23 protein-coding genes are annotated in these 21,591 nt (G+C 72.5%); 4 read left to right on the plus strand and 19 right to left on the minus strand.

Annotated elements, in window-relative coordinates; genetic code table 11:
- The first annotated feature begins 180 nt into the window (after nt 1-180).
- Together ACGF3C_RS17195 and ACGF3C_RS17200 are read left to right on the plus strand one after the other, a co-directional pair.
- The gene (locus ACGF3C_RS17195; RefSeq protein WP_393222940.1) at nt 181-1,167 is read left to right on the plus strand and encodes a tyrosine recombinase XerC; all 987 of its coding nucleotides are present in this window, start codon (nt 181-183) and stop codon (nt 1,165-1,167) included.
- A 76-nt stretch (nt 1,168-1,243) separates the two neighbouring features.
- Nucleotides 1,244-2,425, plus strand: a complete 1,182-nt coding sequence (locus tag ACGF3C_RS17200) for an aminotransferase class V-fold PLP-dependent enzyme (RefSeq protein ID WP_393222943.1) — start codon at nt 1,244-1,246, stop codon at nt 2,423-2,425.
- Here ACGF3C_RS17200 and ACGF3C_RS17205 read toward each other — a convergent pair.
- The gene (locus ACGF3C_RS17205; protein ID WP_393222946.1) at nt 2,346-3,089 is read right to left on the minus strand and encodes a murein hydrolase activator EnvC family protein; all 744 of its coding nucleotides are present in this window, start codon (nt 3,087-3,089) and stop codon (nt 2,346-2,348) included. The genes ACGF3C_RS17200 and ACGF3C_RS17205 overlap by 80 nt on opposite strands.
- A 242-nt stretch (nt 3,090-3,331) precedes the next feature.
- Between ACGF3C_RS17205 and ACGF3C_RS17210 the strand changes: the two genes are divergently transcribed.
- Nucleotides 3,332-4,474, plus strand: a complete 1,143-nt coding sequence (locus tag ACGF3C_RS17210) for a sulfite oxidase (RefSeq protein ID WP_393222949.1) — start codon at nt 3,332-3,334, stop codon at nt 4,472-4,474.
- A gap of 62 nt (nt 4,475-4,536) precedes the next feature.
- Here the strand turns inward: ACGF3C_RS17210 and ACGF3C_RS17215 are convergent, their stop codons facing one another.
- The 12 genes from ACGF3C_RS17215 to proS all read right to left on the minus strand — a co-directional run bounded on the left by ACGF3C_RS17215 (nt 4,537) and on the right by proS (nt 12,832).
- Nucleotides 4,537-4,860 carry a DUF2469 domain-containing protein gene (locus ACGF3C_RS17215; RefSeq protein WP_007075222.1) on the minus strand — a complete coding sequence of 108 codons (324 nt, stop codon included), beginning with the start codon at nt 4,858-4,860 and terminating at the stop codon, nt 4,537-4,539.
- Complete coding sequence (locus ACGF3C_RS17220) at nt 4,857-5,669, minus strand: ribonuclease HII (protein WP_357205579.1); 813 nt, start codon at nt 5,667-5,669, stop codon at nt 4,857-4,859. The genes ACGF3C_RS17215 and ACGF3C_RS17220 overlap by 4 nt, the downstream gene beginning before the upstream one ends.
- The gene (locus ACGF3C_RS17225; RefSeq protein ID WP_357226454.1) at nt 5,663-6,148 is read right to left on the minus strand and encodes an NUDIX domain-containing protein; all 486 of its coding nucleotides are present in this window, start codon (nt 6,146-6,148) and stop codon (nt 5,663-5,665) included. The genes ACGF3C_RS17220 and ACGF3C_RS17225 overlap by 7 nt, the downstream gene beginning before the upstream one ends.
- 47 nt (nt 6,149-6,195) lie before the next feature.
- Entirely contained in the window at nt 6,196-6,831 is a 636-nt protein-coding gene (gene lepB, locus ACGF3C_RS17230; protein WP_357226426.1) for a signal peptidase I, read from the minus strand.
- Between the two features lie 10 nt (nt 6,832-6,841).
- On the minus strand, nt 6,842-7,711 hold the full coding sequence (gene lepB / locus ACGF3C_RS17235) for a signal peptidase I (protein ID WP_355005241.1): 870 nt from the start codon (nt 7,709-7,711) through the stop codon (nt 6,842-6,844).
- A 183-nt stretch (nt 7,712-7,894) separates the two neighbouring features.
- Nucleotides 7,895-8,251 (minus strand): 50S ribosomal protein L19, encoded by a 357-nt coding sequence (rplS, locus tag ACGF3C_RS17240; protein WP_088991045.1) that lies wholly within the window; start codon nt 8,249-8,251, stop codon nt 7,895-7,897.
- Between the two features lie 143 nt (nt 8,252-8,394).
- On the minus strand, nt 8,395-9,168 hold the full coding sequence (gene trmD, locus ACGF3C_RS17245) for a tRNA (guanosine(37)-N1)-methyltransferase TrmD (protein ID WP_355005242.1): 774 nt from the start codon (nt 9,166-9,168) through the stop codon (nt 8,395-8,397).
- 11 nt (nt 9,169-9,179) lie between these two features.
- Entirely contained in the window at nt 9,180-9,791 is a 612-nt protein-coding gene (gene rimM / locus ACGF3C_RS17250) for a ribosome maturation factor RimM (RefSeq protein ID WP_357226419.1), read from the minus strand.
- Nucleotides 9,791-10,051, minus strand: a complete 261-nt coding sequence (locus ACGF3C_RS17255; protein WP_186718042.1) for an RNA-binding protein — start codon at nt 10,049-10,051, stop codon at nt 9,791-9,793. Before ACGF3C_RS17255 ends, rimM begins: the two co-directional genes overlap by 1 nt.
- On the minus strand, nt 10,026-10,526 hold the full coding sequence (gene rpsP / locus ACGF3C_RS17260) for a 30S ribosomal protein S16 (RefSeq protein ID WP_112736214.1): 501 nt from the start codon (nt 10,524-10,526) through the stop codon (nt 10,026-10,028). Before rpsP ends, ACGF3C_RS17255 begins: the two co-directional genes overlap by 26 nt.
- A gap of 229 nt (nt 10,527-10,755) precedes the next feature.
- Nucleotides 10,756-11,424: a DUF402 domain-containing protein gene (locus ACGF3C_RS17265; protein WP_393222958.1), complete on the minus strand. Its 669-nt coding sequence runs from the start codon at nt 11,422-11,424 to the stop codon at nt 10,756-10,758.
- A 1-nt stretch (nt 11,425) separates the two neighbouring features.
- Nucleotides 11,426-12,832, minus strand: a complete 1,407-nt coding sequence (proS, locus tag ACGF3C_RS17270) for a proline--tRNA ligase (protein ID WP_393222960.1) — start codon at nt 12,830-12,832, stop codon at nt 11,426-11,428.
- Nucleotides 12,833-13,074: 242 nt separating this feature from the next.
- Between proS and ACGF3C_RS17275 the strand changes: the two genes are divergently transcribed.
- Nucleotides 13,075-13,671, plus strand: a complete 597-nt coding sequence (locus tag ACGF3C_RS17275) for a TetR family transcriptional regulator (protein WP_393222963.1) — start codon at nt 13,075-13,077, stop codon at nt 13,669-13,671.
- A 249-nt stretch (nt 13,672-13,920) separates the two neighbouring features.
- Here the strand turns inward: ACGF3C_RS17275 and ACGF3C_RS17280 are convergent, their stop codons facing one another.
- From ACGF3C_RS17280 to ACGF3C_RS17305, 6 genes are all read right to left on the minus strand, one after another.
- On the minus strand, nt 13,921-15,000 hold the full coding sequence (locus ACGF3C_RS17280; RefSeq protein WP_393222966.1) for an amidohydrolase family protein: 1,080 nt from the start codon (nt 14,998-15,000) through the stop codon (nt 13,921-13,923).
- 69 nt (nt 15,001-15,069) lie between these two features.
- On the minus strand, nt 15,070-16,629 hold the full coding sequence (gene ffh / locus ACGF3C_RS17285; protein ID WP_112581984.1) for a signal recognition particle protein: 1,560 nt from the start codon (nt 16,627-16,629) through the stop codon (nt 15,070-15,072).
- A gap of 114 nt (nt 16,630-16,743) precedes the next feature.
- Nucleotides 16,744-17,400, minus strand: a complete 657-nt coding sequence (locus ACGF3C_RS17290) for a response regulator transcription factor (protein ID WP_357229994.1) — start codon at nt 17,398-17,400, stop codon at nt 16,744-16,746.
- Nucleotides 17,397-18,560: a sensor histidine kinase gene (locus ACGF3C_RS17295; RefSeq protein ID WP_393222971.1), complete on the minus strand. Its 1,164-nt coding sequence runs from the start codon at nt 18,558-18,560 to the stop codon at nt 17,397-17,399. The genes ACGF3C_RS17290 and ACGF3C_RS17295 overlap by 4 nt, the downstream gene beginning before the upstream one ends.
- 328 nt (nt 18,561-18,888) lie before the next feature.
- Complete coding sequence (locus ACGF3C_RS17300; protein WP_357234753.1) at nt 18,889-21,219, minus strand: [protein-PII] uridylyltransferase; 2,331 nt, start codon at nt 21,217-21,219, stop codon at nt 18,889-18,891.
- A 16-nt stretch (nt 21,220-21,235) separates the two neighbouring features.
- Entirely contained in the window at nt 21,236-21,574 is a 339-nt protein-coding gene (locus ACGF3C_RS17305; protein WP_172862163.1) for a P-II family nitrogen regulator, read from the minus strand.
- Between the last annotated feature and the right edge of the window lie 17 nt (nt 21,575-21,591).

The raw sequence follows: 21,591 nt of genomic DNA on the forward strand, positions 1-21,591 counted from the left end.
GCCGTGCTCGTCGTCGGCCTGGTCGTGTTGCTGAGCAAGAGAAACAACCGCCGCTAAGGCGTGGACGCCGGCAGCGTCGTGTCCGGTGGTGGCCGCGGACCGGCCGTAGGCTGGTGCCGTGTCAGCCGTCAGTGAGGGTGCCGGGGCCGAGGAACCGGCCGGTACGTCGGTGCGGCCACGATGAGCCGACCGGACCGGGGCACCCGGGCCATGCACCAGGCACTCCCGCCAGCGTTGCGCGACGCTGTCGACGACTTCGCCGAGCACCTGTCCCGGGTGCGTAACCGCTCGGCGCACACCGTCCGCGCGTACGTCACCGATCTGGTCTCGCTGCTCGACCACGCCGTCCGGATGGGCTGCGTCGACCTCGCCGAGCTGGACCTGTCGGTGCTGCGCAGTTGGCTGGCGCGGCAGCGCACCACGGGTGCGGCCCGCACGTCGTTGGCCCGGCGGGCCGCGTCGGCGCGGGCATTCAGCGCCTGGGCACACCGGGCCGGCCTGCTCCCCGCCGACGTGGGCGCCGCGCTGGCCAGCCCTCGCGCGCACCGGGATCTGCCCAGCGTGCTGCGCGCCGATCAGGCCGCCGCTCTGGTCGAGGCGCCGTCCCGGCAGGCACCTCCCCCGAACCCGCCAGCCGAGTCAGGCCCGAGCCAAGCCGTCGAGGCGGTTCCGCTCCGGGACCGGGTGCTGTTGGAGCTGCTCTACGCCACCGGCGTACGGGTCAGCGAGGCCTGTGGGTTGGACGTCGGGGACGTCGACCACGGCCGACGGGTGATCCGCGTGTTCGGCAAGGGCGGGCGGGAGCGCTCGGTGCCGTACGGGGTGCCCGCCCAGCGGGCGTTGGACGACTGGCTGCGCCGGGGCCGCCCGGTGATGGTGGGCGCCCGCTCCGGTGACGCGCTGCTGCTGGGTGCCCGGGGTGGTCGGCTCAACCCGACGACCGCCCGTCAGGTTGTCGGTGCGTACGCCGAGACCGCCGGGCTGCCCCCGACCAGCCCGCACGATCTGCGCCACTCCGCTGCCACCCACCTCCTGGAGGGTGGCGCTGACCTGCGCGCCGTGCAGGAACTGCTCGGCCACTCGTCGCTGGCGAGCACGCAGATCTACACCCACGTCTCGGTCGAGCGGCTGCGTACCGCCTATCGGCAGGCGCACCCGCGCGCCTGACAAAGGGCCGGAGAGCACGCCCGCCCGCCCTGATCAAGGGCCGCGGGCGCGCGAGCGTGGCGGTTACGATCATCAGGTGAGCGTCCCGAATCCTCCTGAGCCGATCCCGGGCGCCCGCCTGCTCTTCTCCCTGGATCCGGCGGTCAGCCACCTCAACCATGGCTCGTTCGGCGCGGTGCCGATCAACGTGCAGCGCGCCCAGCAGCGGCTGCGCGACGAGATGGAGGCGAGCCCGCTGCGCTTCTTCACCCAGGGGCTGGTGGACCGGATCGCGCACACCCGCCGGCATCTCGCCGGGTTCCTGGGCGCCGACCCGGACGGCAGCGCCCTGGTGGGCAACACCACCACCGGCGTCGCAGTGGTGCTCCAGTCGATTGGTCTCAAGGCCGGCGACGAGGTGCTGAGCACCGACCACGAGTACGGGGCGGTGAGCCTGGCGATCCAGCGCGAGTGCCGCCGCACCGGCGCGGTCAGCCGAGTCCTGCCGATCCCCCTGGCCGCCACGGACGAGCAGATCGTGCAGATCATCCGCGCCGGCCTGCGCCCGGGGCGGACCCGGTTGCTCGTCGTCGACCAGCTCACCTCGGCCACCGCGAAGCTGTTTCCGACCGCCGCCGTCGTCGGGGTGGCCCGCGAACACGGCGTGCCGGTCCTGGTGGACGCCGCGCACGCCCCGGGCATGCTGCCCATTTCGGTGGCCGGCATCGGCGCGGACTTCTGGGTGGGCAACCTGCACAAGTGGGCGTTCGCACCGCGTGGGACCGCCCTGCTGGCTGTGGCACCGCAGTGGCAGGACCGGATCGAGCCGCTGGTGGTGTCCTGGGAGCAGGAGTCGGGTTTCCCGGCCCGGCTCGAGTGGCAGGCCACGCTCGACTACACGTCCTGGCTGGCCGCCCCGGCGGGCCTGTTCACGATGCGCAGCCTCGGCGTCGACCGGGTGCGGGCGCACAACGCGGCGCTCGCCGCGTACGGCCAGCGGGTGGTGGGGGACGCCCTGGGGGTGGCCCCCGCCGATCTGCCCGACCCCGGCGGGCCGGGGGTGGCTCTGCGCCTCATCCCGTTGCCGGCCGGCACTGGCACCACGATCGACGCGGCGCGGGCATTGCAGGCGCGGATCGGTGAGCGGCTCGCCGCCGAGGTGGCGGTGATGAGCTGGAACGGCCGGGGGTGGCTGCGGCTCACCGGCCAGGTCTACAACGCCACCGACGAGTACGAACGGCTGGCCGCACGGCTGCCGGCACTGCTCGCCCAGCGCTGACCGGACGGCCGGGAGCGGACACCCGGGCCAGCCCGACCGGGAGCAGCCGCACCGGGCCGAGGCCGAACAGGGCCAGCGGGTCGAGATAGTCCTCGCCGCGGCGCAGGCCCCAGTGCAGGCACGCCTCGGCCGGGCACCCCGGATGCCCGGGCAGCAGCTCGCCCAGCGGCGCGCCGGCGGTGACCGGCTCGCCGGGGCGTACGCCGGGTCGGACCGGCTCGTGGGTGGTCCGCAGCCCGTCGGCGTGCCCCACGGTGACCACCGGTCGACCGGCCACCAGACCGGCGAAGAGCACGGTGCCCGGCCCGGCGCTGCGGACCACCGCCGCGGCGGGAGCGGCCAGGTCGACGCCGCGATGGCCGGGCAGCCACGGTCGCGGCGGCGGCTCGAACCGGCGCACCGGACGAGGCGGCCCGTCGAGCGGCCACCGGAACCGCCCGGCGGGCGTCGGGCCAACGACCGGCGCGGCGCGGGCCGCGACCGGCAGAGTCGGGTCGACGACCGGCTCCCCCAGGGCCGCGACCGGCGCGGTCGGGGTCGGGGCCTGGCCGGGCACCGCCGCTGCCAGCACCGCCAGCCCGCAGAGCTGGACGGTCAGCGCGAGCGGGAGCGCGGCGCAGAGCAGCACGGTGCGGCGGATCGAACGGACGGAGGGCTGTCGCATGACGGCAGCCTCCAGCCGACGCCGGGCCGTCCGCCAGCCCGACCGACGAGGCTGTGGACAACCGGAGGCGCTGTGGACGACCACCCGGAGCCCTCGATGATCTGCTATGCGAGACGGCGGAACGATGGCCACGGCCCGCCGCGAGAACGCGGCCGCAGCTCCGGTGTCGTTCTCGGGCCGCCATGCAGGGCCTAGGCTGGGCCGCGTACGGCGGGTGCCGCCGTCTGTGCCGGGGAGGCCGCATGACCACTCTCGATGACCGGACGTCGTCCCCCACCGGGCCCACTGTGGCCGACGTGAGCGGCCCGGCCCGGCTCGCGGATCCGGACGAGACGATCAGCGCCGAGGAGCTGCGACTCGCAGCCCGCAACCACGGCATCCCGTTGGAGGCGCTGCGCTACGACGTCACCCCGGCCGGGTTGCACTACCTGCTGGTCCACTACGACATCCCGGAGCTCGACCCGGAGACGCACACACTGACCATCGGCGGCGCGGTCGACAGTCAGTTGACTGTCACCCTCGCCGACCTGCGCGAACGGCCCCGCGTCACCCGGCAGGTGACCCTGGAGTGCGCCGGCAACGGGCGAGCCCTGCTGCACCCTCGACCGGTCAGCCAGCCCTGGCTGGTCGAGGCGGTCGGCAACGCGGAGTGGACCGGCACCCCCCTCGCTCCGCTGCTGCGGGAGGCGGGCGTCGACCCGGACGCGGTGGACGTGGTCTTCACCGGCGCCGATCACGGTGTGGAGCGTGGGATCGAGCAGGACTACCAGCGTGCGCTTCCGGTCGCCGACGCGCTGCGCGAGGAGGTGCTGCTGGCGTACGAGATGAACGGCGCTCCCCTGCTGCCGCAGCATGGCGCGCCGCTGCGGCTGATCGTGCCGGGCTGGTACGGAATGGCCCACGTGAAGTGGGTCCACTCGATCGAGCTGCGGACCGAGCCGTTCGAGGGGTACCAGAACGCGGTGGCCTACCGGGTACGCCGCGACGCGGACGACCCGGGCGTGCCGGTCACCCGGATCGAGCCACGGGCGCTGGTTCGTCCGCCCGGCTTCCCCGACTTCATGTCCCGTCGTCGGGTGCTGCGACAGGGCCCGTGCACGCTGGATGGTCGGGCCTGGTCGGGGCACGCCCCGGTGGTCGCCGTGGAGGTGACCACCGACGGCGGGCGGAGCTGGGCGCAGGCCGAGCTGGACCCGGCGGACGCGGGGGATTTCGCCTGGCGGCGCTGGCGGCACGAGTGGGTCGCCACCCCCGGCCGGTACGTGCTCGGCGCGCGGGCGACCGACGCGTCCGGGCGGACCCAGCCGGTCGAGCAACAGTGGAACCGTGGCGGCTTCGCCAACAACATGGTGCAGCGGGTCGAGGTCGTGGTGCCGACCGAGTGATCGGCGGCGGGTGTCACGTCACGGGTGGGGGCCCGTGGCACGGCCCGGCGGTTCGGGTGCGTTCAGCCGCCGAAGCCAGAGTCGGCGGGCAGTGAGATGTCGGGCTTCTCCAGCTCCTCGACGTTGACGTCCTTGAAGGTCATCACTCGGACGTTCTTCACGAAGCGGGCAGGACGGTACATGTCCCATACCCAGGCGTCGTGCATCTCGACCTCGAAGTAGACCTCGCCGTCGGAGTTACGCACGTGCAGGTCGACCTGGTTGGCCAGGTAGAACCGGCGCTCCGTCTCCACCACGTAGGAGAATTGGCGGACAATGTCGCGGTACTCCCGGTAGAGCTGCAGCTCCATCTCGGTCTCGTACTTCTCGAGATCTTCCGCGCTCATCGCACTCCGCCTTCCATGGCCACATCTTCCCCCACCGGCGTCTGAGGCCGAGGCTGCTCGCCCAACGCCACGCCGACGGTACCCCCTGACGCCCACGAGCGCTCCATCGGCTCGTCCGGGCCGTGGCCGCCGGGCCGTCGGGCGCGCGGCGGCCGGCCGTCGCGGCCGGAGACCGCGGCGACATTGACGTACGAGAACCGGTGCTCCCGGCACGGCCCGTGCTCCCGCAGCGCCGCCGAGTGTTCCGGGGTGATGTAGCCCTTGTGCTCGGCGAAGCCGTACGCCGGGAACACCCCGTCCAACTCCACCATGAGCCGGTCCCGGGTAACCTTGGCCAGCACACTGGCCGCCGCCACACACGCGGCCACCCGGTCGCCCTTCCACACCGCCAACCCGGGCACGCCCAGGCCGTCCACGCCGAACCCGTCGGTCAGCACGTACTCCGGGCGGGTGGTGAGCGAGGCGAGCGCCCGGCGCATCGCGGCCAGGTTGCACACGTGCAGACCCCGGGCGTCGACCTCCTCGGCCGGAATGACCACCACGGCGTACGCGAGCGCGCGGTCCACCACCTCCGCGTACACCCGTTCCCGGCTGGCCGGGGTGAGCAGCTTCGAGTCGGCCAGCCCCTCGATCTCGCCGCGCCGCCCCTCGGGCAGCACCGCCGCGGCGGCGACCAGCGGACCGGCACACGCCCCCCGGCCCGCCTCGTCGGCGCCGGCGACGTGCCGGAAACCACGCCGCTGCAACGCCCGCTCCAGGGCGTACAGGCCGGCCTCGCGGCGCACCACGGTGCGCGGCGGGGTCAGCACGACGCTCCGCCCTGGCCGGCCGCGGTCGACTGCCCCAGCCGGGTCAGCAGGGCGGGCAGTTCGGGCGGGTAGAACCGGTCACCGCTGGCCACCAGCTCGGCCGGAACCCACCAGCGGTGGTCAGCGATGCTGCGGCGCTCGATGTCGTTGAAGCCGGTGGTGTCCACCTGCCAGGAGTCCACCCGGAAGAGGAAGAAATCCTGCTCCTGGCGGTACCAGGTGCCGTCGAAGGAGAACTCGGTCGCATCGGCCCAGACCGGCTCGCCCAACTGGGCCGGGTCGAGCCGCAGGCCGGTCTCCTCGGCCAGCTCCCGGGCCGCGCCCGCCGCCGGCGACTCCAACGGATCGAGCCCGCCGCCGGGAGTGAACCAGTATCGGTGCCCGGGTCGGGCCGGGTCGAAGCCCTCGAACAGCAGGACCCTGCCGGCCGCGTCGACGAGCAGCACGCGAGCCGCGCGTCGAGGGGTGTAGACGGTCACCGCACCAGCCTGCCAGACCGGCGGCGGATCGCCCACGCCCCATCGGCCTACGGCTTGGGAATGCCGTCGAACCCGTCGGGCACCGTCAGCCAGGTGGCCCGGTTGACCGGCCAGAAGACGGTGAACGCTCGCCCGACCACATCTTTCTCGGGGATGGTGGCCTCGGTGATGTCCTGCTGGGACTGCTGCCAGTGCTCCAGTGAGTCGCCGGAGGCGGAGCGGTGGTCGCCCATCACCCACAGCCGACCCTTCGGCACGGTGATGTCGAACTCCTGGTCGGCGGCCTTGTCGCGAATCCCGTCCATGGAGAAGATGTACGGCTCGTCCAACGACTTGCCGTTGATCATCAGCCGTTCCTCGGGGTCGCAGCAGACCACGTGGTCGCCGGGGATGCCGATCACCCGCTTGATGAAGTCCTCACCGTCGGGGTTACCGCTCCAGGCGGTCGGTGCCTTGAACACGATCACCTCGCCGCGGTGCGGTGACCGGAAGTCGTAGACCAGCTTGTTGACCAGCACCCGGTCATCGATCTTGAGAGTGTTTTCCATGGACGGGGAGGGGATGAAGAAGGTCTGCAGCACGAAGGCGCGGACCAGCACCGCGACCAGGATCGCCACACCCAGCAGGATCGGCAGCTCCTTCCAGAAGGAGCTGCGCGGCTTGTCGGTCTGCTCGTCAATCACGCCAAGGAGCCTACGTTGCCCGGCTGGACGGCACCGTCCGGAACGCGCGGGAACCACGTAGAGCGGCTGCCAACGGAAGCATCAGCAGCACACCGCCCTGCGGAGTCGGTCGCGCCGGAGTCGCACCGGGGGACGCCGTGGCCGGCCCGGAGACGTCCTCGAACGTGGACGGCACCGACAGCGCGCTCCACCGCGACGACGGCCAGACCACCATGAAGGCTCGGCCGACCACGTTGTCGATCGGCACCGGCCCCTGGCAACGCGCGTCCTGGGAGACCTCACGGTGGTCACCCATCACGAAGATCTGACCGGGTGGCACGACGATCTCGTCGAAGCGCCGGGAGCGACACTCCGCCGGGTTGGGTGGCAGGTCCAGGGGTGAGTCCCGCAGGACGTACGACTCGTTGAGCGGGACGCCGTTGACGGTCACCCGGCCCTGACTGTCGCAGCACTTGACCCGGTCACCGGGGAGACCGATCACCCGCTTGATGAAGTCCTTCTCACCGGGGCGACTCACCCCGACCAGATCGCCGACGGTGCGGGCGAGCCGGCCGCCGACGCCGGGCTTCGGCTGCTCGTCGACCTGCGGCGCCCAGCGGTCGGTGCCCCGGAAGACCACCACCTCGCCGCGCAGCGGGTCACGAACGTCATAGACGACCTTGTTGACCAGCACCCGGTCACCGACGAGGAGGGTGTCCTCCATCGAACCGGACGGAATGAAGAACGCCTGGAGCAGGAAGGTGCGAATCAGCACCGCGAGGCAGAACGCGACCACCAGCAGCAGCGGCAACTCCTGCCAGAGCGGCATCTGCCGGCGGGTGCGGCGAGCCCGTCGGCGCCACGGATCGACGGTGCCGTCCTCGTCAAGCGTCTGCACCACGCCACTCCCCGGTCCGCAGAAAACACCACCGCCCGGGAGCCTCGTCGAGGCTCCACGGGCGGTAGTGGACAACTACCCGCCACCTGGGCGGGATCGCCGCCTCGCTGCGCCCGTACCGACCAGGGTAGTGCGCTCTGGTCGGTACGGCATACGCGCAGCTCGGGCGGCGTGGCGAGCGGGAAGTCAGCTGGGCTGCTTCTCCCGCTTCTCCTTGATCTTGGCCTTCTTGCCGCGCAGCTCGCGCAGGTAGTAGAGCTTGGCGCGACGCACGGCACCGCGGGTCACGACCTCGATCCGGTCGATGCCCGGCCCGTTGAGCGGGTAGGTCCGCTCGACGCCGACACCGAAGCTGACCTTGCGGACCGAGAAGGTCTCGCGCAGACCGTCACCCTGGCGGCGGATCACGACGCCCTGGAAGATCTGGACACGGGACCGGTTGCCCTCGACGACGCGGGCGTGCACCTTGACGGTGTCACCGGCCCGGAAGTCGGGAAGGTCGGTCCGCTTCGACTGGGCGTCAAGGGCGTCCAGGATGTTCATCGCTGCGTCCTCGTAAGGCTCACGGCGCACCGTCACTCGGTGCGCGGGTGGGTGATTCTGATTCCCGGGTGGTGATCGGCGAACCGACCCCGGTCGGGGATCCTCGCAGCCGACCGCGGGCGCGGACGGATGCGGCAACCCCCCTACTTTGCCACATCCCCCGGTGGAGGTTGAAATCCGGCCTGGTCCAGGGCCGCGATGTCCCGTTTGTCGAGCCGATCGGCCGGCAGCGCGGCCAGCAGATCCGGCCGGCGGGCGGCCGTGCGCAGCAGACCCTCCTCGCGCCGCCAGCGGGCGATCCTGCCGTGGTCACCGGAGCGGAGCACGTCCGGCACGTCGTGCCCACGCCAACTCGGCGGCTTGGTGTAGATCGGCGCCTCCAGCAGCCCGTGCGCGTGCGACTCCTCGTCCAACGAGCCCGCGTTGCCCAGCACCCCGGGCAGCAGCCGGGTGACCGCTTCCAGCATCACCAGGACCGCGACCTCGCCGCCGAAGAGCACGTAGTCACCGAGCGACACCTCGGTGACCGGCATCCGGGTGGCGGCGTGCGCCAGGACCCGCTGGTCGATCCCCTCGTAGCGGCCGCAGGCGAAGAGCAGATGCGACTCGGCCGCCAACTCGTACGCCATGGCCTGAGTGAAGGGGGCACCGGCCGGCGACGGCACCAGCAGCCGTGGCGGCGGGGCGTCGAGCGGCGCGAGGGCGTCCAGTGCCTCACCCCACGGCTCGGGGCGCATCACCATTCCCGGCCCGCCACCGTAGGGGGTGTCGTCGACGGTGCGGTGCACGTCATGGGTCCAGGTCCGCAGGTCGTGCACGGCGAGTTGGAGTACGTCGTTGGCCCGCGCCCGTCCGATCAGCGACAGGTCCAGCGGGGCGAAGTACTCCGGAAAGATCGACACGACGTCGACGCGCATGCGGGCTGGTCCTAAAGGTCGAGCAGTCCGGCTGGCGGGTCGACGATCACACGTCCGCCGGCCAGGTCGACCTCCGGAACGATCGCCCGGACGAACGGGATCAACGCGGTACGCCCCTCGGGGCGCCGCAGCACCAGCAGGTCGGACGAGGGCGCGTGGTCGATGCGGGCGACCTCGCCCAGGCGTTCGCCGGCCGGGGTCACCACGGCCAAACCGACCAACTGGTGGTCGTGGAACTCCTCCGGGTCGTCCGGTGGGGTCACGTCGGCGCTGTCCACCACGAGCAGCGTCCCCCGCAGCGCCTCGGCGGTGTTGCGGTCCGGGATGCCCTCGAACGCGATCAGCACCCGGCCCTGGTGGAAGCGGGCTTCCTCGATGGTCAGCTCCGCGGGAACCCGGAACGGCACCCCGGGCTCATCGCTGGCCGGCGGGGGTGTCGCCCCCGGCTCAGTGCGCAGCACGCCGCTGCTGCGCGGGGACGCAGTCGGGGGCGTCGCCCCCGGCTCAGTGCGCAGCACTGTGCCGGGGGCGAACCGTGCCTCGGGCTCGTCGGTCCGCACTTCCACGGTGACCTCACCGCGGACACCGTGCGGCTTGCCGATCCTGCCGACGACGAGCTGCATCAGTACGAGTCGACGATGTCGACGCGAACCCCGCGCCCGCCGATGGAGCCGATCACCTGGCGCAGCGCCTTGGCGGTCCGGCCGGACCGCCCGATCACAGTGCCGAGGTCCTCGGGGTGCACGCGGACTTCGAGCCGCTTGCCCCGACGGGAATCGACAAGCCGCACCCGGACGTCGTCCGGGTGGTCGACGATGCCCTTGACCAGGTGCTCCAACGCCGGACGCAGTGGCATGTCAGGCCTGCTCACCGGCGTCGGCAGCGGCCGGAGCCTCGGCCGGAGCCTCGGTCTTCGGAGCCTCGGCGGCCGGAGCCTCAGCCGGAGCCTCGGTCTTCGGAGCCTCGGCAGCCTTGGCGGCCTTCTTGGCCGGCTTGGCCGGGGTCTCCGGGGCGAGCCCGGCGGCGGCCTTCGCCTCAGCCTCGTACGCCGCCTTGCGGTCGGCCCGCTCGGGGGCGACCAGGAGCGGCGGCGGGGCCGGCAGGCCCTTGTACTTCTGCCAGTCACCGGTCAGCTCCAGCAGACGCTGCACCGCCTCGCTCGGCTGAGCGCCGACGGACAGCCAGTACTGGACCCGCTCCGACTTGACCTCGATGATCGAGGGGTCTTCCTTGGGCTGGTAAACCCCGACGAACTCGATCGCCCGACCGTCACGCTTGGTGCGCGAATCGGCGATGACGATGCGGTACTGCGGGTTGCGGATCTTGCCCATCCGCAGGAGCCGGATCTTTACGGCCACAGTTGTTTCGCTCCTGTTGCGATCTCACCGGCCCAGGCGGGCGGTGTGCATGGGTGAGCGCCGACCGGACCCGTGGGGTTGGGCCGGAGACTACTCGGTGGACTGGCGACGCGCCCGGGTTAGAGGGCGCCGGACGCGCGCCGGATACCAGCGACCCATTCTGCCAGATCCGCTGTCGATCGCACGCATCGGACCCGGACACCGCGTCACCGGTGACCCGGAACACTCGTCAGCGAACCGGCGGACGGTCCCATCCGGGCGGAAGTTTGTCCGGTACGCCCCAATCCGACGGAGGCGTGAAGTCGCACCAGGTGCCGTCGAACGGGAACGCACCGGCCTTGGCGAGCGCGATCACCCGCTCCCCCTCGGCGCGGACCGCCTTCTCGTCGGTCACCCAGTAGTCGTCGGCGAAGGCGAGCCGCTCGGCGAACTCGTCCTCGTCCTTCCACTCCCAGCTGAGGTCCGGTCGCACCACGACGTCCAAGTCCTGGTCGACCATGTCGACACCGGCGACCGGGCCGTCGTCCCAGCGGACGGCCGGCTCCTCCAGGTTGACGTACCAGTTGGCGAAGCGACCCCGCTCGTCGGAGAACCACCAGACGGAGTGCGCCACCCCGGTGGGCAGGAACTTCAGCAGCGGCGGGCCGTTCCAGCGCCCCTCCGCCAACCGGTACGTCGGGGTGATCCAGTCGGCGAACGGCAGCGACCGCATGGTCAGGCCCGCCGCGTTCACCTCGTGCGCCACCGGCGAGTCCCTGGCGATCCAGAGCAGCAGACCCCGCTCGTCGTCGAGGACCACCCGCGCCGGCCGGGCCCACCCGATCCGCCCCCGCCGCACGTTGCGGTGCACGATCAGCCGGCCCGGCGCGAACCGGTCGACGGGGTTGCCCGGCCGCACCTCAGTAGGCGCGGGCGAGGATGGCGACCAGATCCGGCTCGTCCTCCGAGTCCGGTACCGAACCGTCGGCGCGCAGCAGGCAGCGCACAGTGACGCCCTGACCGTTCGCCTCCGCCTCACCGGCCACGCCGACCGCCGACCACGGCACCCGCGCCCAGCCGGTCGCCGCGGCCTCGATCGCCTCGGCCAGGGTGGCCACCTCGACGGTGCGCGACTCGCGGTTGGCCAGCGCCTGGTCGTGCAGCACCTGCTGGTCGGTCTCCAGGGCGGCCAGCACCGCGGTGACCACGTCCGCCACCGGCGTCGGCGTCTTCGAACCGTCGGTCCGACGCACCACCGTCGCGTTGCCCACGGCCAGGTCACGGGGGCCCACTTCGACGCGTACCGGATAGCCACGCAGCTCGGCGTCGACGGCCCGGCGGCCGAACGGGGTGTCGGTCCGGTCGTCGAGCGCGACCCGGACACCGGCGTCGCGCAGGGCGTCGCGCAGCTTGGCCGCCGCCTCGCCGACGCCGTCGCCGTCCTTGACGATCATGACGTACGCCTGGATCGGCGCGAGCCTCGGCGGCACGCGCAGGCCGTTGTCGTCGCCGTGCGCCATGATCAGGCCGCCGAGCATCCGGGTGGACGTGCCCCAGGAGGTGGTCCAGGCGTGCTCCCGGCCGCCCTCCTTGGAGGAGTAGCTGATGTCGAACGCCTTGGCGAAGTTCTGGCCCAGCTCGTGGCTGGTGCCCAGCTGCAACGCCTTGCCGTCGCCCATCATGCCTTCGCAGGTGTACGTGGCCGTCGCCCCGGCGAAGCGCTCACGCTTCGTCTTCAGACCGACCACCACCGGAATGCCGATCACGTTGACCATCAGGTCCTCGTACGCCTCGTGCAGGATCCGCCGCGCGTACGCCCGGGCGTCCTCACGGGTGGCGTGCGCGGTGTGCCCCTCCTGCCAGAGGAACTCGCTGGTACGCAGGAAGATCCGCGGACGAAGCTCCCACCGGACCACGTTCGCCCACTGGTTGAGCAGCAGCGGCAGGTCCCGGTACGAGTCGATCCACTTGGCCATGAACTCGCCGATGACCGTCTCGCTGGTCGGACGCACCACCACCGGCTCGGCCAGCGGCTTGCCACCACCGTGGGTGACGACCGCCAGCTCCGGCGAGAAGCCCTCGACGTGCTCCGCCTCACGCTTGAGGTAGCTCTCGGGGATGAACAACGGGAAGTACGCGTTCTCCGCACCCGCCGCCTTGATCCGAGCGTCCATCTCGGCCTGCATACGCTCCCAGATGGCGTAGCCGGCCGGTCGGATGACCATGGTGCCGCGAACCGGGCCGTTGTCGGCCAGCTTCGCCTTGGCGATCAGGTCCTGGTACCAGCGGGGAAAATCCTCCGCACGGGGAGTGAGCACGCGTGCCATGACCGCACATCCTATGCGCCGCTCGTCAGGGCGGTGCGCTCGGGCGCGGCATCGTCGGCCCCCGCCGCCGAATCCTTCCTCCATCCGCACGCCCGGGGAGCGGCTCCCACCCCCGGGTCCGAGGCCCCCGATCCGGCTCACCGGGCCGCGAACCGGGTGCGCCGGGCGGCCCGACACCGGCAGCTGAGCCGGCCCGATCGTCGACCGGTCCGGCCGGCGCGCCGGCCTACACTTCGACCACCATGATTGAGCAGAGGAACCCCACCCCGGTACGGACCGGCATCGTCGACGCCGCCCGCGCGCTGACCGTCGCGACCGGATGGGACGGCGTCCGGATGGGTGCCGTCGCGAACACCGCAGGGGTGAGCCGACAGACCGTCTACAACGAGTTCGGCAGCAAGGCAGGGCTGGCCGAGGCGCTCGCCCGCGCGGAGGTGGACCGGTTCGTCGGCGCCGTCCGGGCCGCTCTGCTCGCCCACGACACCGACGTGCGGGCCGGCGCGTACGCGGCCATCGCAAACACCCTCACCACGGCTGCGGAAAACCCGCTGATCAAGGCGATCCTGACCAGCGCCCGCGGCGGCTCGGACGAACTACTGCCGTACCTCACCACTCGGGCCGAGGTGGTGCTCACCGAGGCGTCCGGCGCCCTGATCGACTGGGCCGGCGACCACCTGCCCGGAGCGGACCAGGCCGCGCTGACCTTCGCCGCCGACAGCATCGTCCGCCTGGTGGTCAGCCACATCGTGCTCCCCCGCGAACCGATCGAGCAGACCGCCACGGCCCTCGCCGACCTCGCCGTACGCCTCTTCAGCGCCGCCGCCCGCCCACTCTCCTGACCCCCCACTCCCGCGCCCCGCGCAACTTCCCGGATGTTGCGGCCTCAGGTGCGCAAGAGGCAGCAACATCCCCGATGCTGCGGGGATCCCTCTCGGGCCCGCCTGATCTCGCTACCACGACCAAGATCGCGCCCGATCATGGATGTAGTGGCATCCTCCAACGCGGAGGCCATTTCATCCTGGTTCGAGCGCGATCCTGCGACCCGGCCGGCTCGGCCCGGGGCCGGGCGGTGTGGCGCTCGCTGGGGGTCAGCGGATGACGCGGCCGCGAAGGATCGTGCGCGACGGGGCACGGACGACGCGCAGGTCACTGCGGGGGTCTTCGGGGTAGACGGTCAGGTCGGCGAGGCCGCCTTCGACCAGGCCGGCGAAGCCGAGCCACGCGCGGGCGCCCCAGGAGGCGGCGGCGAGGACGTCGATGGGTGCCATGCCGGCCCGTTCGTGCAGCAGCAGCATCTCCTCGGCGGCGAGCCCGTGATCGATGCCGCCACCGGCGTCGGTGCCCACGTAGATCGGCACCCCAGCCTCGTACGCGGCACGCACCACCTCGGGGAAGCCGTCGCGCAACGCGAGCATGTGGTCGGCGTACCCGGGAAACTTGCCTCGCGCCTGCTCGGCGATGCCCCCGAAGGTGGCGATGTTGATCATCGTGGGCACCAGGGCGGTGCCCTGACGGGCCATCTCGTCGATCAGGTCGAGGCTGAGCCCGGTGCCGTGCTCCACCGAGTCCACCCCGGCCCGCACCATGATCTCGACTGCCGACTCGGAGAAGGTGTGCACCGCGGCGCGTACCCCGGCGTCGTGCGCCGCCCGCACCGCGGCGGTGAGGGTGTCCGCGTCCCAGGCCGGCGCCAGGTCACCGACGCCACGGTCGATCCAGTCGCCGACCAGCTTGACCCAGCCGTTGCCGGCCCGTGCCTGCGCGGCAACAGTGGCGGCCACCTCGGTCGCGTCGACCTCCACGCCGATGTCGCGCAGGTAGCGCTTCGGCGGGGCGACATGCTGGCCCGCGCGGGCCAGTCGCGGCAGGTCCGGCTCGTCGTCGAGTTCGGGGTACGGGTACGGCGAGCCGGCGTCCCGGATCGCCAGCACCCCGGCGTCCCGGTCGACGTGGGCCAACGCGCGGGCCTGGTCGAGCGAGGTGATCGGGGCGCCACCTCGGGCGATGCCGATGTGGCAGTGAGCGTCGACCAGCCCCGGCAACACGAAGCCGCCGTCGACGACGGTCTGGGCATCGGGTACGGGGGTGAAGGTCACCCGGTCGCCGACCAGCCAGAGATCCCGGACCTCGTCGTCGGGGAGCAGAACGCCGCGCACATGAAGAGCCATGCGCACAGTCCTACCCGATCACGCCCCGTCGGGGGCGAGCAGGTCGTCCCGCGCCGTTACCGACACACGTCAGCGCGGGCCCTTGTCGCCGCCCTTGCCGAGCTTGTTGAAGTCGATCTTCGGAAGCTTGAAGCCGGGCGGCAGGCCCTGGCCGCCAGCGAGGTCGTTCGGGTCCATCCCCGGCGGGAGCTGCGGCATGCCGCCCGGGAAACCGGCGGGCATACCGGCGCCGGCGCCGGTACGCGGACGACCGCCACCCTTGGTGCCCTTGCGCTTGTTCTTCGGCGACTTGGTCGCCTTGCGGCGGCCACCGCCGGGCAGGCCCATCATGCCGCCCATCTGCTTCATCATCTTCTGCGCGTCGGCGAAGCGGTTGAGCAGCTGGTTGACGTCCATCACGGTGACGCCAGACCCGTTGGCGATGCGCGCCCGGCGGGAACCGTTGATGATCTTCGGGTTGGTCCGCTCGCCCGGGGTCATCGACCGGATGATCGCGGTGACCCGGTCGAAGTGACTGTCGTCCAGATCGGCGAGCTGGTCCTTCATCTGCCCCATGCCGGGCATCATTGCCAGCACGTTGGCGATCGGGCCCATCCGCCGCACCGCGATGAGCTGGTCGAGGAAGTCGTCAAGGGTGAACTGCTCACCGCCCATCAGCTTGGCGGTCATCTTCTCCTTCTGATCGGAGTCGAAGGCCTGCTCGGCCTGCTCGATCAGAGTGAGGACGTCGCCCATGCCGAGGATCCGGCTGGCCATCCGGTCGGGGTGGAAGACGTCGAAGTCCTCCAGCTTCTCACCGGTGGAGGCGAACAGGATCGGCTGCCCGGTGACCTCGCGGACCGACAGCGCGGCACCACCACGGGCGTCGCCGTCGAGCTTGGAGAGCACCACACCGGTGATGCCGACGCCGTCGCGGAACGCCTCGGCGGTGCGGACTGCGTCCTGACCGACCATCGCGTCGATGACGAAGATGACCTCGTCCGGCGAGACGGCGTCGCGGATGTCGGCGGCCTGCTGCATCATCTCGGCGTCGATGCCGAGGCGGCCGGCGGTGTCGACGATGACGATGTCGCGGGCGGCGCGCTTCGCGTGCTCGATCGACGCGCGGGCCACCTGCACCGGGTCACCGGTGCCGTTGCCGGGCTCCGGGGCGTACACCTCGACACCGGCCCGGCCACCGAGCACCTGGAGCTGCCCGACGGCGTTGGGGCGTTGGAGGTCGGCGGCGACGAGCAGCGGCTGATGCCCCTGGCCCTTCAGCCAGCGGGCCAGCTTGCCGGCGAGGGTCGTCTTACCGGAACCCTGGAGGCCGGCCAACATGATCACCGTCGGCGGCTGCTTGGCGAACTGGAGCCGCCGCCCCTCGCCGCCGAGCACGGTGATCAGCTCTTCGTTGACGATCTTGATGATCTGCTGGGCCGGGTTCAGCGCCTGGGAGACCTCGGAGCTGCGGGCCCGCTCCTTGACGGCCGCGATGAAGCCCTTGACCACCGGCAGCGCGACGTCCGCCTCCAGCAGCGCGAGACGGATCTCGCGCGCGGTGGCGTCGATGTCGGCGTCGGTGAGCCGCCCCTTGCCGCGGAGCTTGGTGAAGATCCCGGACAGGCGGTCACTCAAGGTGTCAAACACGCGAACATCCCGTTTGTCAGTGTTCCGGCGGGCACAACACGGCCGGCACTGCGGAGTCCGGCCACCGCTAGGGTAACCGCCCGGCCGTAGGGCCGCTGTCGCCCGGCCCGGGCCTCACCCCGACACCAACCCCGACTGGTACGCGAACACGACGAGCTGGGCCCGATCCCGGGCTCCCAGCTTGCCCATCGCCCTGCTGACGTGGGTCCGCGCGGTCGCCGGGCTGACCACCAACCGTGCGGCGATCTCCTCGTTGTTCAGGCCCTCACCGACCAGGCCGACGACCTGACGCTCCCGATCGGTCAGCGCCTCCAGTCGCGGGTGCGGACGAAGCACCCGGGACGGCCGGGTGGCGAACTCCCGCACCACCCGACGGGTCACCGACGGCGACAGCAGCGCCTCCCCCTCGGCGACGAGCCGGATCGCGCGCAGCAGCTCAGTCGGTCTGGTGTCCTTGGTGAGGAACCCGCTCGCACCGTGCCGCAGCGCGTCGAAGACGTACTCGTCCAGCTCGAAGGTGGTGAGCACCACCACCCGCGTGCTGGTCAGGTCGGGGTCGGCGACGATCCGGCGGGTCGCCTCGATGCCATCGATGCCGGGCATCCGGATGTCCATCAGCACCACGTCCGGCCGTTCCCGACGAGCCAACTCGACCGCCCGCAGCCCGTCGGACGCCTCGCCGGCCAGCGCCAGGTCGTCCTCGCTCTCCACCAGCGCACGCAGCCCGAGCCGGACCAGATCCTGGTCGTCGGCGATCAGCACCCGGATCACGTGGTCGGCTCCACGGGCAGCCCGGCGTACACCCGGAACCCGCCCCCGGAGCGCGGCCCGGTGGTCAACCGCCCGCCCAGCGCCGCGACCCGCTCGCGCATGCCGGCCAGACCGTGGCCGCCCTCGCCGTCGGCCGGAGCCGTCCCGGCGCGGTCGGCACCTGCCCCCCGGTCGGTGACCTCGACGGTCACCTCGTCGACGCGGTAGTCCACTGTCACCTCCGCGCTCGCCACTCCCGCGTGACGCAGCACGTTTGTCAACGCCTCCTGCACCACCCGGTACGCGGCCAGGTCGACCGCGGCCGGCACCTCCCTGGGCTCCCCGACCACGCGTACCTCGACGGCGAGCCCCGCCCCGGCCAGCCGGTCGCGCAGCGCTGGAAGCCGGGCCAGGCCGGGTACCGGCTCGCGCTCGGCGCCCCGCCGCACCGCACCCAGGGTGACCCGCAGCTCGTCCAGCGCCTCGCGGCTGGTCCGGCTGATCGCTGTCAGGGCCACCTCCGCCTGCTCCGGCCGCTTCGGCAGCAGGTGCAGGGCGATCTCCGCCTGCATACTGATCGCGGCCAGCCCGTGCCCCACCACGTCGTGCACCTCCTGCGCGATGCGCAGCCGCTCCTCGTCGGCCTGCCGTCGCGCCTGCTCAACTCGGCTGCGGGCCTCTTCGGCACGGGTACGCGCGGTCGCCTCACGGCTCACCCGCACCACCACCCCCACCGCGAACGGTACGACCACCCAGGCCGACGCGGGCAGCACTCCCGTCCAACCCGGCGCGGGCCCCCGCCCGAAGAAGACGTGCGCCAACAACAGAACGAACGCGCCGCCGGTGGCGAGCGCCGCCGGTCGCACCGGCAGCCACCCGGCCACGGTGTAGACCGCAACCAGGAACGTGATCAGAATCGGCCCGTACGGGTAGCCGACCAGCAGGTACGTCGAGGTGGCCACTGTGACCACGGCGAGGACGGCGACCGGAGCACGCCGCCGCACGAGCAGGGCGAGCGCCGCGACGGCGATCAGCACCCGACTCACGGCGTCCACCGGCCTCGACCCCGGCTGGTTGTCCCCGGCCAGGCCGGTGGCGAGCAATCCGAACCCGAGCAGCACCAGGGCGAGCACGGCATCCGCCGCCACCTCCGGCCACCGCCACTGCCCGCCTCGCCGCATGGCCGTCATTCTGCCCGCGCAGACACCGCTCGACGTGCGTCCACGAGCGGCACCGCCCCTACGCCCCCCGACGTACCCCCACCCCCGCCTCCGCCCTCCGCCCTCCGCCCTCCGCCCTCCGCCCTCCGCCCTCCGCCCTCCGCCCTCCGCCCTCCGCCCTCCGCCCTCCGCCCTCCGCCCTCCGCGATCTTGCACTTTGTGTCGTCACTACGCGGCTTTTGCGTGGTATGCGAGGACACAAAGTGCAAGATCGACGCGGGAGTGCGGGGCGGGGCGGGGCGGAAAGGCCGGGCGGGAGGGCAGGGCAGGGCGGGGCGGGGCGGGGCGGTCAGACGGCGGCTAGGACGGCGGCTTCCAGGCGGGCCCGGGTGGCGTCGTCCGGCCAACCGCCCACCAGGTAGAAGGCGTCGACCACGTCGGCGCCGAGGGTGGAGATGCGGGCCGCCCGCACCAGAGCGCCGGCCTCGTCGAGAGCGCAGGTGACCCGGTAGAGCAGCCCGGCGGCGTCGGCCGCGCGCAGTTCCAGCAGTACGGCGTCAGTGGCCGCCTCGCGGTGCCAGACCACTCGTGGAGCCGCGCCGCCGCCACGGCTGGCGAGCGCACGGCCCCGCAGCCGTTGGGTGACCGACACGTCGCCGGCGACCGCCCGACGCAGGTCGGCGCGGAGCGGGACCGGGTCCGGCGGAAGGCCGTAGCGGGGCTGCACCCGGCACTCGACCAGGGCCCGGCCGTCGACGGCGGAGGCGTCCGCGGAGATCACCTCCAGCCGGTGCAGGGCCAGGCAGCCGGCCACAGTGCCGAGCAGACCCCGTCGGTCGGCCGCCGCGACCGACACCCGGTCGCCGGTCAGGTGGACGACCGGCAGGGGCCCGGCCAGCAACTCCGGGTCCGGGGCGGGTGGCTCGGGGAGTACGCCGGTGTCCAGCGCGGTGCGGACCCGGGCGACCAACTCGGCGACGAGTCGGCCCTTCCAGTCGGACCAGGCCGCCGGCCCGGTCGCCGCCGCGTCGGCGCGGACCAACGCGTGCAGCACGTCGAGGGTGCCGGTGTCCCCGACCGCCTCGGCCACCGAGGCGATGGTGACCGGGTCGCTCAGGTCCCGGCGGGTGGCCACGTCGGGCAGCAGCAGGTGCAGCCGGACCAGCTTGCCGATCAGCTCGACCTCGGCGGTGGGCAGACCGACCCTGGTGGCAACCGCCTGGGCAACCGGCACGCCGACGGTGCTGTGGTCACCGGGGAGTCCCTTGCCGATGTCGTGCAGGAGAGCGCCGAGGAGCAGCAGGTCCGGGCGCTCCACCTCGCGGGCGTGCCGGCTGGCCTCGTGCGCGGTCTGCACGAGGTGCCGGTCGAGGGTGAAGCGGTGCACCGGGTTGTGCTGGGGCAGGCTGCGCAGCCGGGTCCACTCGGGCAGCCAGCCGTCGACCAGCCCGTACCGGTCGCAGGTCTCCCAGGCCGGCACCAGGCCGGGACCGGCGCCCAGCAGGGTGATCAGCGCGGCCCGGGCCTCGGCCGGCCAGGGGGCCGGCAGGGGCGGACAGTACGCCGCCAGCCACTCGCACGTGGCGCGCGCGATGGGGATTCGGGTCGTGGCCGACGCTGCGGCCACCCGCAGCGAGAGGCTCGGGTCGGGGCGTGCCCCGATCGCCGTGCGGGCGAGCACCAGCTCGCCGTCGTGTTCGACCACGTCACGGGCGACCGGGCGGCGGGCCGGACGGCCGTTGCCGCCGCGGGAACGGCCGGAGCGCAGCCGGTCGGCGGCCCGGAAGGCGTCGTCCAGGGCGTGGCTGACAGTGCGGGCGTCACCGGCGACCCGACGCAGCAGCGCGTCACCGTCGTGCACCACGGCTCCCGGCCGCCCCTCGGCGTCGGACGCGCCGGGCTGGAGTTGTCGCAGGCCGAGCAGGTTGGCCACTCCGTCGCGCTCCTGGGCGACCAGCCGGTCGACCCGTCGGCCGACCTGCTGGTGCAGCGCGTCGCGGGTGTCCAACAGGCGCAGGTGAGCGGCGCGTACGGCAGGACGCAGCGCGTCGGTGATGCCGGCGGCGGAGATCGCCCGCAGCAGCCCCACGTCGCGCAGACCGCCGGCGGCTTCCTTGAGGTCGCCCTCCAGCAGGAACGCCAGCTCACCGTGGGCCTGCCAACGGGCCTCGGTGACCTCGCGCAGGCCGGCGAGGTGCCGGACGGCGGTACGCCGCCAGTGATCGGCGGCGGTGCGGATCAGCGCGTCGGCCAGCGCCTGGTCCCCCACGATCAACCGGGCGTCGAGCAGCCCGAGGGCTACCTTGACGTCGTCCTGGGCCACCGAGAGCGCCTCGGCGACGGTGCGTACGGAATGGTCGAGCCGCAGGCCCGCGTCCCAGATCGGGTACCAGACCGAGGCGGCCAACTCGTCCGTGCCGGGCACCCCGGCGTGCACCAGCACCAGGTCGAGGTCGCTGTACGGGGCACACTGCCGCCGACCCAGGCCCCCGACGGCCAGCAGTGCCACCCCGTCCCGCGGCGGCAGCAACCCCCGCAGGAACGAGTCGTAGGCGGCGGCCCGCCCCCGCCGGGCCGCTTCCCCGATCCCCCCGGGAACGCCGACGACCTCGTTGATCAAGAGGTTCGCGTCGCCGTCATCGGCGGGTCCTGACGCGTTCTTCTTGATCAACGAGGTCATGTCAGTCGTGGCCGCGTCAGAGTGCGTCGAGGCCGCGTTCGCCGGTACGTACCCGGACGACCTCTTCGACACCGGTGACCCAGACCTTGCCGTCACCGATCTTGCCCGTCCGGGCCGCTCCGACGATGGCGTCCACCACCTTGTCGACGTCGATTTCGTCGGTGAGCACCTCGACCCGGATCTTGGGCAGGAACTCGACCGTGTACTCGGCACCCCGGTAGACCTCGGTGTGCCCCTTCTGCCGTCCGTACCCCTGAACCTCGCTGACGGTCAGCCCGGCCACCCCGAGGGCGTGCAGGGCCTCCTTCACCGCGTCCAGTTGGTACGGCTTGATGACTGCGGTCACCAGCTTCATGTCCAACCCCTCCATCC

This window comes from Micromonospora sp. NPDC047762, from assembly GCF_043204655.1.
Lineage (GTDB): Bacteria > Actinomycetota > Actinomycetes > Mycobacteriales > Micromonosporaceae > Micromonospora.

What these genes read in the sequence shown, in the direction of transcription:
- ACGF3C_RS17275 (WP_393222963.1), top strand. Translation starts at nt 13,075, where the DNA reads ATGATTGAGCAGAGGAACCCCACCCCGGTACGGACCGGCATCGTCGAC.
- ACGF3C_RS17280 (WP_393222966.1), bottom strand. Translation starts at nt 15,000, where the DNA reads ATGGCTCTTCATGTGCGCGGCGTTCTGCTCCCCGACGACGAGGTCCGG.
- ACGF3C_RS17305 (WP_172862163.1), bottom strand. Translation starts at nt 21,574, where the DNA reads ATGAAGCTGGTGACCGCAGTCATCAAGCCGTACCAACTGGACGCGGTG.
- proS (WP_393222960.1), bottom strand. Translation starts at nt 12,832, where the DNA reads ATGGCACGCGTGCTCACTCCCCGTGCGGAGGATTTTCCCCGCTGGTAC.
- trmD (WP_355005242.1), bottom strand. Translation starts at nt 9,168, where the DNA reads ATGCGCGTCGACGTCGTGTCGATCTTTCCGGAGTACTTCGCCCCGCTG.
- ACGF3C_RS17215 (WP_007075222.1), bottom strand. Translation starts at nt 4,860, where the DNA reads ATGAGCGCGGAAGATCTCGAGAAGTACGAGACCGAGATGGAGCTGCAG.
- rplS (WP_088991045.1), bottom strand. Translation starts at nt 8,251, where the DNA reads ATGAACATCCTGGACGCCCTTGACGCCCAGTCGAAGCGGACCGACCTT.
- ACGF3C_RS17210 (WP_393222949.1), top strand. Translation starts at nt 3,332, where the DNA reads ATGACCACTCTCGATGACCGGACGTCGTCCCCCACCGGGCCCACTGTG.
- rimM (WP_357226419.1), bottom strand. Translation starts at nt 9,791, where the DNA reads ATGCAGCTCGTCGTCGGCAGGATCGGCAAGCCGCACGGTGTCCGCGGT.
- ACGF3C_RS17195 (WP_393222940.1), top strand. Translation starts at nt 181, where the DNA reads ATGAGCCGACCGGACCGGGGCACCCGGGCCATGCACCAGGCACTCCCG.
- ACGF3C_RS17300 (WP_357234753.1), bottom strand. Translation starts at nt 21,219, where the DNA reads ATGACCTCGTTGATCAAGAAGAACGCGTCAGGACCCGCCGATGACGGC.
- ACGF3C_RS17205 (WP_393222946.1), bottom strand. Translation starts at nt 3,089, where the DNA reads ATGCGACAGCCCTCCGTCCGTTCGATCCGCCGCACCGTGCTGCTCTGC.
- ACGF3C_RS17295 (WP_393222971.1), bottom strand. Translation starts at nt 18,560, where the DNA reads ATGCGGCGAGGCGGGCAGTGGCGGTGGCCGGAGGTGGCGGCGGATGCC.